The 17,610-nt window shown below is 38.5% G+C and carries 11 protein-coding genes; 2 read left to right on the top strand and 9 right to left on the bottom strand.

Features of this window, described 5'->3' with window-relative positions; translation table 11 throughout:
• Window positions 1-37: 37 nt before the first annotated feature.
• Both ACOALF_RS04000 and ACOALF_RS03995 read left to right on the top strand, forming a co-directional pair.
• Window positions 38-7,069, top strand: a complete 7,032-nt coding sequence (locus tag ACOALF_RS04000; protein ID WP_419241213.1) for a DEAD/DEAH box helicase — start codon at window positions 38-40, stop codon at window positions 7,067-7,069.
• Between the two features lie 219 nt (window positions 7,070-7,288).
• Window positions 7,289-8,503, top strand: coding sequence for an IS256 family transposase (locus tag ACOALF_RS03995; RefSeq protein ID WP_419241131.1), 1,215 nt, complete (start codon window positions 7,289-7,291; stop codon window positions 8,501-8,503).
• 24 nt (window positions 8,504-8,527) lie between these two features.
• On the opposite strand, the gene ACOALF_RS03990 is transcribed toward ACOALF_RS03995, so the two are convergent.
• From ACOALF_RS03990 to acs, 9 genes are all read right to left on the bottom strand, one after another.
• Window positions 8,528-9,532, bottom strand: a complete 1,005-nt coding sequence (locus tag ACOALF_RS03990) for an IS481 family transposase (RefSeq protein WP_419241212.1) — start codon at window positions 9,530-9,532, stop codon at window positions 8,528-8,530.
• 63 nt (window positions 9,533-9,595) lie between these two features.
• Window positions 9,596-10,243: a toprim domain-containing protein gene (locus ACOALF_RS03985; RefSeq protein WP_419241211.1), complete on the bottom strand. Its 648-nt coding sequence runs from the start codon at window positions 10,241-10,243 to the stop codon at window positions 9,596-9,598.
• Window positions 10,244-10,293: 50 nt separating this feature from the next.
• Window positions 10,294-10,908 (bottom strand): hypothetical protein, encoded by a 615-nt coding sequence (locus ACOALF_RS03980; RefSeq protein ID WP_419241210.1) that lies wholly within the window; start codon window positions 10,906-10,908, stop codon window positions 10,294-10,296.
• A 24-nt stretch (window positions 10,909-10,932) separates the two neighbouring features.
• Window positions 10,933-11,316 (bottom strand): preprotein translocase subunit SecG, encoded by a 384-nt coding sequence (gene secG, locus ACOALF_RS03975; protein WP_419241209.1) that lies wholly within the window; start codon window positions 11,314-11,316, stop codon window positions 10,933-10,935.
• Window positions 11,317-11,318: 2 nt separating this feature from the next.
• Entirely contained in the window at window positions 11,319-11,954 is a 636-nt protein-coding gene (locus ACOALF_RS03970; RefSeq protein ID WP_419241208.1) for a hypothetical protein, read from the bottom strand.
• A gap of 19 nt (window positions 11,955-11,973) precedes the next feature.
• Complete coding sequence (lptE, locus tag ACOALF_RS03965) at window positions 11,974-12,447, bottom strand: LPS assembly lipoprotein LptE (RefSeq protein ID WP_419241207.1); 474 nt, start codon at window positions 12,445-12,447, stop codon at window positions 11,974-11,976.
• Between the two features lie 28 nt (window positions 12,448-12,475).
• Window positions 12,476-13,723 carry a sigma-54 interaction domain-containing protein gene (locus ACOALF_RS03960; RefSeq protein WP_419241206.1) on the bottom strand — a complete coding sequence of 416 codons (1,248 nt, stop codon included), beginning with the start codon at window positions 13,721-13,723 and terminating at the stop codon, window positions 12,476-12,478.
• 14 nt (window positions 13,724-13,737) lie between these two features.
• Entirely contained in the window at window positions 13,738-15,180 is a 1,443-nt protein-coding gene (gene miaB / locus ACOALF_RS03955) for a tRNA (N6-isopentenyl adenosine(37)-C2)-methylthiotransferase MiaB (protein ID WP_419241205.1), read from the bottom strand.
• Window positions 15,181-15,295: 115 nt separating this feature from the next.
• A complete protein-coding gene (gene acs / locus ACOALF_RS03950; protein ID WP_419241204.1) occupies window positions 15,296-17,317 on the bottom strand; it encodes an acetate--CoA ligase in 2,022 nt (673 codons plus the stop codon).
• Between the last annotated feature and the right edge of the window lie 293 nt (window positions 17,318-17,610).

The following is a 17,610-nucleotide window of genomic DNA, read 5'->3' as shown; positions in this document are numbered from 1 at the left end:
AGATGCAACAGTAGATCCTTCTGTATCTGTTAATGGAGTGGATGCTGCTTCATCCTCTGGCCTAAGTGAGCAATCAGCTTCTGCTGATCAGCTACCCAGTTCGCCTCCTGTTTCACTAGTAGATCAGTTTCTCGAAAGCTTCACCGCTAAACTGAGTGGAACAGATCGCTCATATTTTGAAGAAATATTCATTCCCATTTTAAAAGATAGATTACCAACGGCCAATGCATCCTTACAAAAATCGATTATATCCTATTTTGAAAAAGGTGGAAGCTTTTCTCAGCCTATATTGAGGCATTGCCCCTTAAGTGATTGGGTAAAGGAATCATTGATTCAAGATTTGCTCTGTGGCCATTATGAGGATGGCAATGAAATTACCTACCCCCACTTCTTAAAGCAGTTAGATCAAATAGTTAGTTATTATCAAGGTCCATTCCTAGAGCAACTACTTTTGTCCATACATGATGCAGCAGAAAAATCGTCATTTGGTTTAATGGAGTTATCATATCTATTAGAATTCTTACTTCTTCAAACAGACTATGATGCTGTTTCAACCCTTTTACCAAACAGATCCAACTGGATTTCCTTTTTACAGTCCAAATACCTTAATTATCAATTGGCCCAATATAAAATATCTCTTTCCTATGAAGACCAGTTTTTCTTAGACCATTCCATTGGTCATAGAAAGTGGCGTCCTTTCATGATTAGGGAATTGGTAAGTATAATCAACCAAATATCAGACTTTAGCCCTGTAAAGGACCTTTTAAATTTTATTCAAAAATATGACTTTTCAGGTCAAGAAATAGAACAAGCACTATACGCCTATCCTGATGATCAGGGCATCATCTGTTTAAATAAATGTCTTGGCCAATTAGCCACTAGGGTAGTAGAAGATCAAATCAGTGTGCTATTTCCCGATCATGCTTCATCTATTAATGGGGAGTTACCCTCTTTTTTTACCTATGCTTCTCCTATAGAAACATTAGAGACCCTTAGAAGTTTCCTCAACTCGTTTCCCCAGGTAGATAGATCAGCTCCATCAGTTTCTACATTTAACTCTTTTCTTGAGGGGATAGACGTAGATGCATTACTGAATGAACCTATATCTAAGCATTTTCTTGATGCCATAACTTTATTGTCTGAATACAAGGTTGATGTTCCTACAGCTATATCAGCCTTTAAACTTTTAGAGGCAAAGATTCAACAACCCCACACATGGGAAGGTCCTCTTCATGAGCTAGTGATATCGGCTAGTTTTAAAGAGGCTAAACCCCATACGCTATCTAAGCTGGCCCAGCAAATTAGCCAGCAATCACCAGATATTTCCTTTGTAAGTGATCCAAATCTTCTAGAGCAGCGTTGTCAAGAAATTATCAATAGCTACGATGTCGGTTCTTCCATACTACCTGGAAAAGCCATTTCCCAATGGAGTAAAGAAGAGGTAAGAAGATGGAGCAATCTTGTAAAAGAAAAGTCTGACTCATTCCCTAAACAGAAAGAAATTCTAGCCGTAATTCAGCGTGCTGTAGTGTTACACCATGGCTATGCACCTAGAGAGAGCCAGCTTTTGACTCTTTTAACCTTACTGAATCCTACTGAGGGGTTGGGCCGTTTGGCGCAGGTTAATACAGGTGAAGGCAAATCACTGATTATAGCGATGTTTTCTGCTGTTCACGCTTTACAAGGAAAAAAAGTAGACATTATTACCACCTCTACCGAGTTAACCATTCCAGAAGTAGCCAAGCAAGCAGGTTTTTTTGAAATGTTAAACCTTACCGTAGGTGAAAATAGCCGTAAAGATTTTAATTCTGAAAAAGAGACGATTAAAGCAGTTTATGGAAAAGATATAGTATATGGCACCCCTATAGATTTTCAAGGAGATATATTGCGGACCGAGTTTTCCGCTATGGACACGCGTGAAGGGCGCAGATTTGATATAGCGATTGTGGATGAGGTAGACAGCATGTTGTATGATCAGAGGAAGCACTCTACTCGGCTCTCTTCACTCATGCCTGGTATGGACCATTTAGCCTTGACATTAGGTGCTATATGGCATGAGGTTAACCGACTCAGCAGCCAGATTGTAGAGAAAGATGGGCACAATTTTTTGATTACAGAGCCTTGTACACAAGAGGCTAGCCCATCAGGCCCTACCATCACCCTTTCTTCGGAAAAATCATTAGTGTCCTGCCTGAAACCCATAGAGGATATTGAATCCTTTATTAAGCCACAAGTAAAAGCGCGCATCGCGCATGCACTTAGGGTTTTAACCTTAGAAGAAGCCCAAGAATGGAAGACCTATAAAGCATTACAACAGAAAGATGCTCAGATAGATATACAACAGAAAAGAATAGCCCGTAAAATTGCCAAGCGTGAGCTAAAACTTTCAAAAGGCTTAAAACAATGGTTTTTCGGTAAGGTTGAAACAAACAGAAGAAAGTTAGCCGAATATAAAAAACAAGCAGCAGAACTATCCCAAGCGGCTGTATCGAGTTCGGAAGCGCTAAACAATGCACTTTTTACCAAAAGGGCAGGCATTTTAGATATTCCCGATCATCTACGAACCTTTGCGCTTGATCAACTTCCTTATTGGATTGATAATGCTATAAAAGCACGTTATGTTCTTAAAGAGGGCTTCCACTACGCTGTAAAAAATGGTCAGGTTGTACCTATTGATTATGATAATACAGGTGTTTTGCAACACAATGTAGTATGGAGTGATGGCATGCATCAATTGCTTCAAATCAAAGAAGGTCTTAAAATCACACCTGAAAATGTTGCCACCAATTTTCTGACCAATGCAAGCTTTTTTAAGCGTTATAGTGCTTCTCTTTTTGGTTTAACGGGTACCTTAGGCAACGTGAGCACGCAGAGTTTCTTACAAAATGTGTATAATGTAGATATGGTGGTCATCCCTCCTTATCAATTGCAACAGATTGCTAGCAACGAAACTTCCCCCTATAGATGCAAGGAGCTACCTGCTATCATTGTTCCGACCACTGAGGAATGGTATAAATCCATTTGTGATACTACGGTTAGTAAGGTCCAGAATGGACGTCCTGTTTTAATCATCTGTAAATATATAAAACAGGTTGAACATCTAAAAAATGTCTTAGCCAAAAGGTTAGGCAATTGTTATAAGAATAGAATTTTCACCTATACAGGTGAATCAGAAACTACTCATCCTATCACTGAATCAGCATCAGAAACGGACCCTATCAAAGCTAATCTGACTCAGCTGATTGGTTCTTTTGGTAAGCAGCAAGAAAAATTTACCAAACGCGACATAGACCTAGGTGAAATTATTATAGCTACCAATATAGCGGGTAGAGGTACAGATATTACTCCCTCTGATAAAGTAGAAGCAATAGGTGGTATGCATGTTTGCATTACCTTTTTACCAGAAAGCTACCGCGTAGAAATTCAAAATGCAGGCAGAACTGCTCGTCAAGGTAGAAAAGGTAGCGCCCAGTTAGTGGTACACGACCCATCCCATAGAAGTATAGATGCCCTTCGTGCAGCCCGCAATGAGCAAGAAGCTATAGAGACTACCAATGCGCAGAAAGACCTGGCAGAAGCATTCCTACAAGATCGATTTTTTAGCTGCTTTTGCGGGTTAGAGAGTGAACTTTTGCCTAGAGCCAGCGATGCAGAAAAAATGAATCAATACGCCTCTATTCAGTCTCGTTGGCTTATTCACAAAGATAAAGCACTGAATCCCCATGCCATAGATCGTGATTTTAAACGCTCTTTACCTAAACTACTGGAATCTGCGGTTGAGCACTATAAAAATACGTTTTCGGAAGAAGAAAAGTTAGACCCAAAATTTCCTGAATATATAGCAGCATTTAAAGAGGATATTAAACAAGATATTATAGACCATAAAGATGCAATTAAGCAATCCTATAAGGCAAATGTATTACGAGACTTTTGTACTAAGTTACAGGCGGACAAATACCCTAGTGATGTAATTGAGTGTTTTCGGGAGGGTAAACCATTTAAACCAGAAGGTTCTAGCTTAGCTACTCAGTATGGTTGGGGAGAATATGAACGGAATGCTTTACAGGAGCGGTGGGGCATTTGGTTTAACCGCCTGCAGCATGACAAGAAATCTATTGACCTTCAAGATGTTGTAAAAACCTTTGATCAATTTGGCAATGCCATCAGATCAGATGGTACTAAAGATAAACTGGTTAAAAATCCCTATTACTATGTTCAAAAGGGTAATGAAGCCTTAGATCGTCTCAAAAACCCTCAATTAGCTATTGAGATATATCAAAAAGCCATTGATTTGGATGAAACCTATAATGTAACAGCCCGCTACAATAAAGCGAGAGCTTTACTCACCATAGAAGATAACCAGGGAAGGAATCAAGAAATAGCTAAGGCAGAATTGGAAGAAGCGATTAGGTTGATTAACTACGAATACAAACCAGCCCTAATTTCTTTTCAGCACTTGTTGATATTATTGCATAAAAAAGCTAAAAATATAACCGTATCTGATCATGTTGCCCACCAATTAGATATCCTTTCTATACAGTCTGATCATATTGATATAGCTATTGAGGTACTTGATAAAGCATTAAGAAAAGGGTGGCATGTAAAATTGAGGAATCAATCCCTTCAAGAAGCGTTAAAAGGTACCGATGGAGATCATAGTCAAGCGATAGGAGAAGCTTATGCTAATGGCCTAACGGATATTTTTACGCTTAGGTTAAAAAAACCTACCCCTTGGTATAGCATTATTTCTGTAGCGATCATTGGCGCAGCACAAGCAACAGCAGGGTTTTTGATGTCAGTCTATACAGCGGGCTCATCATTAGGTGTGAAATTACTCATAGATGGTCTCAGTGATTTGTTTAGTAGTGTAACCTCTGCTATAAGAGGTGACTTTTCCTGGAAAAATTGGTCGATACAAAAAGGGATTTCTTGGAGTGTTTCATTTATATCCTCTGGTTGGGAAGGGATTAAAAAAATGGGTACAGATATTAGAGATACCTTTAGGGGGGTAAAAAATTCATTAACTGGGGTTAACCAGGCTGTAACAGCGACTGGTGCAACCGTTGGCGCGGGCGCAACGGATATGGTAATAAGGTCTAGTCAACCTGATATTGTTAGTGGTGGGCTACAGGAAGCTAAGCAGCAGTTTGTACAACACTTCAAAGAAAGTGTGACCAGTAAGTTGTTGCAGGTTTCGGTTAATCATATGGTTGTCGATCCAGTTTTACATGGTATAAAGTCACTAATTGATAAGAAGTTAGATAGGATCCTTTCTGAAAGATTACAAAATAACCCTCTGATCACTAGAGGCATAACACTAGACCTTAAAAATAGAGATAACCATTGGCAACAATTGTTTATAAACGATGGTTTGGAATTGCTGGAACCATCTCCTAACAATACGTTTATAAACGCGTGCACAGAGATGGGTAAGGGAGTTGTTATTAACAAAATAGATCAGCTCAATGCAAGAGAAGATGAAGATAATCCAACAGATGCAAGCAACCAAAATCGTAAGCTAACCGGTGAAGATTATATGGATATTATAGGCCTTCCCAAGATGCTATATGATTTAGCCTTTGAAGCCCCTAAATTCCTTGATCAGTTTGAATCGAAGATTCAGCAGCATACCAGTCATATCGCTGAAGCTGAACGAAAGGCTAAACAAGAGGAAGAGACCTTGAAGGAGTATAAATTAGATCAGGGTATCTACTCCAGTTCAGCTTATACTTCAGTTCCACCTTCTGAGATAGCCTTTGACGAAGTTAGGGCAGATCAATTCCGTGCAGATCATGATTATAATCTGAACCCACTCTCTCCAGATTACGGTGCTGCAAAACGTCAAGTAGTCGGAATCACCAAATGTTACACTTGCTATTTCCCATCTAGTTACCAACATATTAAAGATGCTTTCAAGTCAGCTATTACCAATAGGCTAGTGGAGTCCGTATCATCCAACCTATTCCAACCCCTTACCAGAGGTTTTTCTAGATGGGAGGCTCAAGAAATTTGGAAAGAGAGTGCTAAAGAGGTTAAGGAGTTTAGTGCTAAACAGCTGCCTAAAGTTCAAAGGCATAATTTAGCAGAGAACCTAATCCTTAGCTCAGACGAACAAGCAGATCCAGTGGATTCAGCTTCTTGTACGCCAATATTACAAGCGTACATTGAATCTGTTAAGAATGGTGCGCCATTAGGCGTGGGAGAGCTTGGTCATATTGCAAAGGAAATAAATGCACCTATCCAAGTACATGTAGAAGGAAAATATTATGATGTAGTGGGCGGAAATCTACCAGGTAGAAGGGTGATCATAAATTTGATTAAGACGGATAAAGAATTTCACTGGGTTAATATGAGGCATTCAGAAGTACTACCTACTAGCGATAGTAGGGGTAAAAACAACTGCCTTTTTGATGCAATTTTACCCCAATTGGATCGGAAAAAAAATATATCATCAGCCGACAGTTTTAGAAATAAATATATTGAAAGTTGCCTTAGAAACCCTAAAAGAACGGAGGAGATTGTAAAAAATAGATCTATTATTGATAGCAGAGATCCAGATGCACTTTACCAGGGAGGGAGTGATCATATCATAGATAGTTACCTCATGCAGACAGATCCCCATTGCTTTCTCAATCGATCGATGCTTTATAGTCACGATAAGGAATATAAAGAACTTAATGATCAAGAAAAAAAAGCTAAACCTGAATATAAAAAAGCCATACAGGAAAAACTCAAACAAATTGAACAAGATGCATTTAATAAAACCAAAATCCAGCAAGCAAATTGGAATGATTCTTTGTTTAATTTCGTAGTTATAGGAGGGGTTACCTATTGCACAGGGGGAGCAGGCCTAAGTGCTTATATATTAAGTAGAGCTGCTGTTGCAGCAACATCGATGGCGCTAGATGATGAGCTCTGTAATCGTATTGTAGATCAAGATTATGCTGGCGCCTGGGATCAGGCACAACACTATTTCCCCCTTTGTGGAACTGCACGGGGCGCAACTAGGGCGATTCAAAAGCGTGATTATATAGATGCTGGATTAAATGTTGCTACATTCGCAGTGTAGTAGTCAAGATTTAATCTTACAGGCAGCAAAAAAATTAGACTTTAAAATTGTCAGTTAAGTCTAACTTGTCAGATATCTTTTTAAGATACGCGATTTGATTATTTTTTTCAAGGACTAGCTTTTTACTATCTTCCCAGAGTTTGTAAATAAAATTGTGTAAATGCTTATTATTAACTAATCTAACGGATTAAATCGTTAGTTATAAATGAGTCATAAGCAATGGAACAACAACAAATAAATATAGATCCAAATCTACTAAATGAATTGTCGAAGTCTATTAAGAGTGAAAAAGATTTAGCTATTCTCAGCAAGCAACTATTAAAAATCACGGTAGAACGTGCTATGGATGCAGAATTAGAGGATCATCTTGGCTATGAAAAGCATGCTATAGAAGGCAGGAACACGGGAAATAGCCGTAATGGTTACTCTCCTAAGCGATTAAAGGGTGATTTTGGCGAAATGGAAATTAATACGCCACGTGACCGAAACAGCACGTTCGATCCTCAAATCATTCGCAAAGGGCAAACTCGCTTCACTGAATTTGATGAACAAATTTTGGCTCTTTATGCTAGAGGGATGACTACCAGAGATATTTCAGATACATTCAAAGAGCTGTATGGTACAGAGGTATCACACAGTTTAATTTCGAAAGTAACTGAATCTGTTATTGAGGAGATTACTGTTTGGCAGAATCGTCCATTAGAAACAGTATATCCCATATTGTATTTAGATTGTATCGTTATCAAGTGTCATCAAGATAAACGCGTAATCAACAAATCAATTTATTTGGCATTAGCCATTAATTGTCAAGGGCAAAAAGAATTACTTGGTTTGTGGATAGCAGAAACCGAAGGTGCAAAATTTTGGCTCTCAGTATTAACTGAGTTAAATAATCGTGGCATTAAGGATATTTTTATTGCTTGTGTTGATGGATTAACCGGATTTCCAGATGCTATTAATACAGTATTTCCAAAAACCAAAATTCAGTTATGCATTGTTCATCTTATTCGTAATTCGTTACGTTATGTACCCTATAAGGACATGAAGTCCGTCGCATCGGATCTTAAAGTTATTTATCGCGCTATTTCTCTTGAGCAAGCGGAAGAAGCACTTCTTATTTTTAGTGAAAAATGGGATAAAAAATATCCAGCTATTAGTCGTTCATGGCATAAAAATTGGAGCAACATTATAACTATTTTTGACTATCCTGATGAAATACGAAAAATTATTTATACGACCAATGCCATTGAATCACTCAATAGCGTTATTAGAAAATCTATCAATAACCGTAAAATTTTTCCTAATGACCAATCTGCATTAAAAGTAGTATATTTAGCCATACAGAAGGCATCACAAAAGTGGACTATGTCTTTACATGATTGGAGAGCGGCTCTGAATCGATTCGCTATCGAATTTGAGGGAAGATTCTCCTAAAAAACGGCACTTACACAAAATAATTTACAGGCTCTCTTCCCAGGTTTGTATAGGTGTTTTGCCGTAACAATACTTTCCAGAATGCGGTCTCTCATGATTATAGTAACGTAACCAGCTATCTAAATCCTCTTGCAAATCATCTAGGCTTGTATAGATCTTCTTACGCATAGCTGTATCAAAGAATTCCTGTTTCATGGTTTTGTTAAATCGTTCACAGAACCCATTGGTTTGCGGTGAATAGGCTTTAGTGACCGTATGTTCTATACCTTCTATACTTAAAAACAACTCAAAAGCATGATGTTCTATTGTGCCTTTATACTCTGTACCACGATCTGTTAGTATACGTAATATAGGTATGTTTTGATCTTGATAAAAAGGTAGTATCCTATCATTTAACAGATCGGCAGCTGTTAGAGCCGTCTTATCAGTGTAAAGTTTTGCGTTTGATAATCTAGAATAACTGTCTATAAATACTTGCGTGTAAACTTTGCCTATACCTTTAAAGTTACCCACATAATAAGTATCTTGACAACCTAAGTAACCAGGATGCTCTGTATCTATTTCTCCACATGTTTCTTGTTCGTTTCTACGTTTTTCCAGTGCTGCTAGCTGGGATTCAGTTAGAACAAGACCATCTTGAGCCATTTTAGCTTCTAAAGCCCTAAGACGTTTCTTTATATTGTTTAAGTCATTGCGCAACCAGATAGATCTTACACCACCAGGAGAAACAAGAATACCCTCTTTTTTCAACTCGTTGGATACCCTAAGCTGACCATAGGCTGGATAGTCTATGGCCATATCTACCACTGATTTTTCTATGCTAGGATCTACTCTATTAGCTAGAATAGGCTTCTTACGGATTAGCTCATATAGCGCTTCTTGACCGCCTGTTTCGTACAAAGACTTAAAACGGTAGTAGCTATCTCTGCTATAGCCAATACTTTTACACGATGAGGATATGTTCCCTAAGGTTTTAGCTAATTCTAATAAGCCTAATTTCGGCTTAATGATTTTTTGATGTAAGTTCATAGTAGTTAGTATTTATATCATTACAATTTAACAATTGTAAGATTAAATCTTGACTACTACAACTTATACAAGTTGTGTAACCACATTTAAGCGAAAATCAAACTTTTCACTTAAATAGTGCTCTACTTTACTGCGTATACTATTACTTACCCTGGCACCTCGCGTACCATTGGACTTTTCTAAGGGTAAGGATATAGCTTTTTCTATAGCTGTATCTAAAAGTAACTGAAAGTCAGTAGGTGAATAAATACGAAAATAATCAGATATATCTTTTACATCTCTAGGTAGTGATATAGATACAATACCAAAAGAAGCTTCTAATCGCTTAGAAGCGTTAATACCAGCAACATCATTATCATAACAACTTAAAATAATAGAAGTTTTGGTTTTTAGCACTTCCAGCAAAGAAGTGCTGGGCATTTGATGTTCTGACTGTAAAGAAATAACGTTTTTAAACCCATGGGCATAGGCACTCATACAATCTTTTTCTCCGGCTGTCAATAGAATATAATCTAAAGAATCCGTATCCAATTGCTCTAAACCAAATACATCGTCCTTATTTTGATTTTTGTAACTAAAAGATTTTCTTTGTCCCTTAAAAAACAAATCAGAAGAAAAAGAAGAATCAATTTCAGGAACATAAACTTTGATCCTACCAGAAATATCGTATGAAGAGGCAATTTGACTTTTTTCTCTATACTTAAAAGACAAAAAACGACCTGAATTACTCGTATAAGCGCCCTCAGGAATTTAACCCTTCCTTAACCCAGTAAGTTGTAACCGACTCTTAAAGTAAATTCTTTAGGTCTATAGGTCTTATTCCCCTGCAATAGGGTAGCCTCTATAGATTTTCTAGCGATTGTTGAAGAGCCAAGTTTACAATAGATATCGATTAAAAAATGGCCTAGATCTAGACCCAATCCAATGATATATCCGTTGATTTTTTTGCTATAGCATTCTATAAGATGATTGCCTTGCAAGCTAGGATCATCTAAATCAGACCAAGGTATTCGAAAAATCAGACCAATATGAGGGCGAAGGATGCCCAAAATAGGTATACCAATCGTCAAGGGAAGGGTAATAGATTTAAAATGATTGCACGTTAGTTTATTAGGCAATTTATGCCAATCTAATATAAACAAGCCATCTAGCTTACCATATAAAAGCCAAATATCTAGCTTGGCAAACCATCCGATCTGTAATGCTGCGTTGTGGATAGAAACTTTTTTAAACGGATCTTGTGCATCGAAATGGGTGCGAAACCCAGCTAGGCCGAAAGATGGCCCTGTAGCCAATCCAACCGCATTGGATGGATGGGTTAAAAGTGCACAACCGAAAAAGGCTAAAATAGCCTTTATGATGTTGAATCTTTTCATATGAAAAATCACTACAAGTTGGCTTTAAGTGCCGGAGGTTGTTGCCTGCGCTGCAGGTTCTAACTCCTTTTGGGCAGTAGCTCCAGCATCTGTAGGACTTGGAACTGTTGTGGTGCTGGTGGATGCTTGTTCTTGCTGCGCCTTTGCCAAATTAGGACTCCTATTTGTTTGTGGTGCGTTTTTAAGAAAGATAGAGGACAAAAACGTTAAAAAAAGTAATAATCCTATCAGCACCCAAGTAGCTTTTTCTAAAAAATCTGCCTTTTGATTAATGCCAATGCGTTGTATAGAAGCAGCACCTCCACCCGAAGGGGTGATCCGCTCTTTCGGCTCTTGCAGTAAAATAGCACCAAGCAATAGAATGGCTACGATAATAATAAGTATGGTAATCAGATTGAATATAAACATAACTAAAGATCACTATTTAAATTAGAAATGATGCCCTCAATATACGATTTTTTTTCAGGATGTTTTGCCATTAAATGGTTGTAAATTTCAATGGCGCGTTTGTATTTTTTCTGTTGAACCATTATTTTAGCTAATGTTTCAGTTGCAAAACGATCATCTAGCGCAGTGCCTTGTTCGGAAAGATCTACGGATGCTTCTTCGTTTAATAGCACTATTTCCATACAGGGATCAAATTGCAAGTTTTTATTTAAAATATTATCTATAATAGAAAACTGCTTGATACTGTTTTCATTTGTGCTCTTTTTAACGGTCTTTTTGGCAATTATCTCTAAATAATTATTAATGGTAACAGATGCTTCCTGCGTAGATTTGGCATGGACGCTTCTGAAAATTGGTGGTTGTGAAAGTTTATTTTCCAGCCATTTGCGCAAATGTGTGCGGTCAACCGCATAGGTAGCAGCTCTTTGAACCGCATACTTTTCTACATCTTTTTCCTGCCTATAGGTTACCTTGGCAAGGAGCGCATGGGCTAGGTAGAAATAGGGATATCTTTGTATAAGCGCTTCTAGATCAGGTATATCTGCTGGTGAAAGCGTTGCAGGCTGCTCCAATAATTTTAATAGTTTTTGAACTTGCATGGTAAAAACAATTTGAATCTTACCAATTATCTATAGATTTGCTACAAACATCATCCACTAGTTGACGGAAAATTTCTTCCACCAATTCAGGTTCTTTGTCTAATTTATTTTCAGTAGAAAGCATATCTGCGCTAGCTGAAAATTGTTTTTTCTTAAATGAGGATTCCTCATCAGCAGCATTTAAGAAAGAAACTTCTATCGTGATGGTTAGACGTTGTATTTCTTTAGTAGTATTACCATCTTCACCTTTTGTACTGTAGGTGCTGCGATATGAAAAGGACTTAATGATGCCTTCAAATTGGATGTCACCTTCTTTCTCTTCTTTAGTTAAATTAGTAGTGCGTAATATTTTCTCTGAAAGTATGTCAGTAAGCTTTCTCGGCATATCTGTTGGACCATCTGAAACCTCTGTATAAAAGGTTTGAACAGAAAAGGTCTTGATATCAGGATGAAGTGAAGTACCTGAAAAAGTAAAAAGACCACAACTGTACAACGATAATACGCTAAAAAAAAAGTATACACTATTTCTTAAAATCGGATTCTTCAATCTCATATTGTTTAATTTTTCGATAGAGTGTTCTTTCTGAAATCCCTAAATCATCCGCTGCACTTTTGCGATTTCCATGATTTTTCTGCAAAGATCTGCGAATCAATGCTTGTTCTTGGGCTTCAATAGAAAGGTTTTCTGCTGCATCATAAGACGCTCCTATGCAATTTACATTATCTTCTTTAAAGGATTGCGCTGTATCCAAAAAATGGATTTTCTTAGCTATCTTTTCTTGGTCACTGTAGGCTCGGGATAGCTGCGCATGATCTTTGATCATAGGATTTTTAATGGAACCAGACTCAATGAAATTGAACATGAGTGCTTTTAATTCTGCAATATCTCTTTTTAAATCAAAGAGGATGGGATATATATATTCTTTTTCAAGCAGCCCATGGTCGTTCCATTGCTTATAAAGCACTGGTAACGTATGGCTTTGCTCTTTCGGTAGATACTTTTCTATTACCTTGGGTGTAACCAGCATGACGTCTTCCAGCAGTGCCATTTGCTCAACAATATTTTTTAGTTGACGAATGTTGCCTGGAAATGGATAAGTGCGTAAAATGTCTTTTGCTTCTGAGCTGATTTCTAGCGGTTTAATTCTGTATTTGGCAGCAAAATCACTAGAAAATTTATGAAACAATTGTATAATATCTGCACCCCGTTCACGCAAAGGGGGTATGGTAATCGGCACGGTATTGAGTCTGTAGTATAAGTCTTCTCGGAATTTTCCTTGCCTAATGGCATGGAGTAAATCTACATGCGTAGCTGCTACTACACGCACTTTAGTTTTTTGTACGTTAGAGGCACCTACTTTTACATATTCTCCATATTCTAGTACACGCAACAGTCTGGTTTGTGTGCCCAAAGGCATTTCACCTATTTCATCTAGAAAAATGGTTCCACCATTGGCTTCTTCAAAATAGCCTTTTCGATTTTCTAAGGCACCCGTAAAGGCACCTTTTTCATGGCCAAAAAGCTCAGAATCTATTGTGCCTTCTGGAATCGCTCCACAGTTAATGGCTATAAAGTTACCATGTCGGTAGGGACTCAGTGCATGAATAATTTTTGAAAAAGACTCTTTTCCAGTACCACTTTCACCCGTAATGAGCACAGACAGATCCGTAGCAGCAACCTGCATCGCTATCTCAATAGCTCTATTCAACAATGGGGCATTGCCAATAATATTAAACCGTTGTTTGATGTATTGAAGATCTTCTTTCATAGCATTTCGTATGCTTAAGATAACACGGTGCCAAATAGGGTAGCTGCATTGCAGCTTGTAATCTGTACATCTACGTAATCTCCTATTTTATAGGCCCCTTTGGGGAATACAACGATCTTATTTTGGCTGGTTCTGCCTTGGAAAAAGTCGTCTGATTTTTTAGAGCATTTTTCAATTAAAACTTGATAAACTTGATTTATACTTTTTTGATGGTGCATCAAGGCATGGGCACGTTGCTTGGCTATAATTTCACTTAATCTGCGTTTTTTAACATCCTCTGGAACATCATCTGGATATTTTCTGGCGGCTAATGTACCTGGCCGTTCGGAATAGTAAAACATAAAAGAAAAATCATATTGCACGTAATCCATGAGCGAAAGCGTATCTGCGTGTTCTTCCTCTGTTTCCGAGCAAAAGCCTGCAATCATATCAGAAGAAATAGCACAAGATGGGCCTAGAATATTTCTAATCGCATGAATTCTTTCTATATACCATTCCCGATCGTAGGTACGATTCATGCGCTTGAGGATGCGGCTATTGCCACTTTGGACAGGGAGGTGAATGTGCTTGCAGATGTTGTCATAGGCCTTCATGGTATACAACACCTCATCGGTCATATCTTTAGGATGAGAGGTAGAAAAGCGCACCCTTAACTTGGGGTCAATCTCAGCCACCATGGCCAGTAATTGGGGAAAGTGGATGGTCTGGTTGCTTGCGCTATCTAGCGAAGCAGTCGCTGCCATAGATGGATGCCAACTATAGGAGTCTACATTTTGCCCTAAAAGGGTAACTTCCTTATAACCTGCTTCAAATAATTTTTTAGCTTCTTGGACGATAGAATAGGGGTCTCTGCTCCGTTCACGCCCTCGGGTAAAAGGCACAATACAAAAAGAACACATGTTGTTGCACCCCCTCATAATAGAGATAAAAGCAGTTACGCCACTTGAATGCAACCGAATGGGCGCAATATCCGCATAAGTTTCCTCTTTGGATAAAAAGGTATTGACCGCTTTGTAGCCTTGATCTACCTGACTAATTAATCTGGGTAGGTCTCTATAGGCATCTGGACCCGCTACCAAATCAACGACTTTTTCCTCTTCTAGTAGTTGCGTTTTAAGTCGCTCTGCCATACAACCTAAGATACCTACAATAAGATCAGGCTGTTTTAGCTTTTGTTGGTTGAAAACCAATAGTCTATTCCGAATGGTCTGTTCAGCTTTATCTCGAATGGCACATGTGTTAATGAGGATAAGATCTGCCTCATCATACTGGTTTGTAAAAACAAAACCTTGTTGGGCCATAATAGAAGCTACGATTTCACTGTCAGAAAAATTCATTTGACAGCCGTAACTTTCTATATATAGTTTTCTGTGCAACAAAGGGTTGTGCGTACCAGAGGGTTCGGATCGGTTTTTTATTGCAGCATCATGCTTAGATAGCATTTTTTTTTGTTCCATATTGATAGGATTATGTTACTATATAATGTACAGCAAGGCCCTTAAGTAGCCTAGGCGGCAACCAAGTAAAAGCTATGCAAAGCTACAAAATAGGTAAGATTGCCCCATGCATCCATTAAAAAATCTTAACCTTATTGAGTGTAAGTGCACGCAGCTGGTTGACAATACTTTGATCAACTAGTGTTGAGGTATCACCTAAATACACTTCTTGTCGAACTATTTTTCTGAGTAGTCGACGCATTATTTTACCAGAGCCTACTTTAGGCAGAGCAGGTACAGGGTATATCAGATCTGGAACCGCAAAGGCGCCTAGTTTATGGCGAACAATTGATTTGATCTCAGATTCAATGATGTGATTATACGACCATTTATGCTTTAATACAATAAAACAATGGATGGACTCGCCTTTTGTAGCATGTGGTGCAGAAACGGCAGCTGCTTCGGCCACTGATGGGTGTTGCATTAATGCAGATTCAATCTCAGCGGTTGATATTAAGTAACCTGAACTATTCAACATGTCATCTGTTCTACCTATGATCCAAAAATAACCATCTGCATCGCGTTTTGCACGATCGCCTGTATAGTAATATCCATTGTATGGCGCAAAGTAAGTAGATGTAAACCGTTCATGGCTACCATCAAGCGTTCGTGCTATCCCTGGCCAGGGATTTTTAACCACAAGATGACCTTGCCCTTCACCTATAATTTCAACGCCATTATCATTAACAATAGTTGGGACAATGCCCCAAAAAGGAAGTGTAGCAGCGCCAGGTTTTAATGGTGTGGCACCAGGAAGTGGACAAATGATGGGCGCACCTGTCTCTGTCTGCCAAAAGGTATCAATAATCGGACAGCGCTTTTCGCCAACTATTTCGTAAAACCAGTTCCAGGTTGAAGGGTCAATGGGTTCGCCAACTGAACCGAGTATACGCAAGGAGGCTCTACTATATTTTGTAACATAAATGGGTTCGAGTTGCATAAGGGTTCGAAGCGCAGTGGGGGCTGTATAAAATGTAGTTACCTTGTATCTATCAATCAAATCCCAGAAACGACCTCCATCTGGATAAGTTGGAATGCCGTCAAATAGCACAGAGGTGGTTTTACAGGCAAGTGCTCCGTAGACATTAAAAGTATGGCCTGTAATCCAGCCTAAATCGCCAGAACAGAAAAACAGATCTTCTGGGTGGTAGTCAAATGCATATTTAAATGCAGTTGCTGCATATAGTAAATAGCCTCCACTTGTATGCAACACGCCTTTGGGTTTTCCGGTCGAACCGCTTGTGTAAAGGATAAATAGCGGATCTTCCGCATCCATCCACTCAGGTTCACACACATCCGATGCAGATGCCATCAGTGTTTCCCAGGAACGATCTATGGAATCGTCCCATGGAATATCGGGTATACCTTCCCGTCTTTTCATGGTTTGCAATCGATTAAAAACAATACAGTCGTTGAGTGGGTGGTTAGCTGCTTTACATTGTATCAATGCTTGGGTAGCAATCGACTTGAGTGGAATAAATTTTGTGCCGCGGAATGTTCCATTAGCGGTTACCAAGAGTTTTGCTTTTGCTGCTATAATGCGTGTTGCCAGTGCATCTGCTGAAAATCCTGTAAAAATAACCGTATGGATCGCACCAATGCGTGCACAGCTTAACATTACTACGATGGCCTCTATAGTGGTCGGCATGTAGATCGCTACCCGGTCGCCTTTTGCTATGCCTAGCGCTTTTAAAACATTTGCACATTTACAAATCTCTTTAAGCAATGCTTGGTAGGTAATTTGTTTTTGTTCATCTGGTTCATTCCCTTCCCAATAGTAGGCAATCTTGTCGCCATATCCATCTTGCACATGCCTATCCACTAGGTTATAACAAACATTTGTTAGGGCGCCTTCCATCCATTTTGTGAAAATGGGCCCTTTCTTTAAGTCAAAGTTATAGCTGAGAAATGGGCCAGTAGGCTTGCTTTTCCAGAAAAATTGTGCCGATATTTTTTTCCAAAATTCAATTGGATCCTCAATGGAGGTATGATACATCTTTAGGTATGCATCCAATGATGAGATATATGCTTTTTTTTGAACGGTATCAGAAGGAAGGTATACTGCATTTGAATCTAAATTAGTTTTAAGGCTTTTCATGCTTTCAAAATTCTTATATCCATCTTTTAGGCAGATGATTCATTCAAGTTTAACCATATTATGGTATAATGGCCTATTGATAATGCACATTTTTTGCTTATATGATTTATTGCCCGCTAACGAGCGGATAGGCCTACAAACATAATAAATTATGTGCGATAATGTAAATTACTGCACCTTTGAAATTTTATTATGAACCATCAAACCGTTTTAAGCTTACTGTATTATGTGTGTATGTATTGCTAATTGGTACAATTTAGTTTTAAAGCATGGGTATAGCTTTTTTTTGGCAG

Origin of the sequence: Cardinium endosymbiont of Nabis limbatus, from assembly GCF_965196625.1 — a bacterium.
GTDB lineage: Bacteria > Bacteroidota > Bacteroidia > Cytophagales > Amoebophilaceae > Cardinium.
This window is presented reverse-complemented; position numbering and strand designations above follow the sequence as displayed.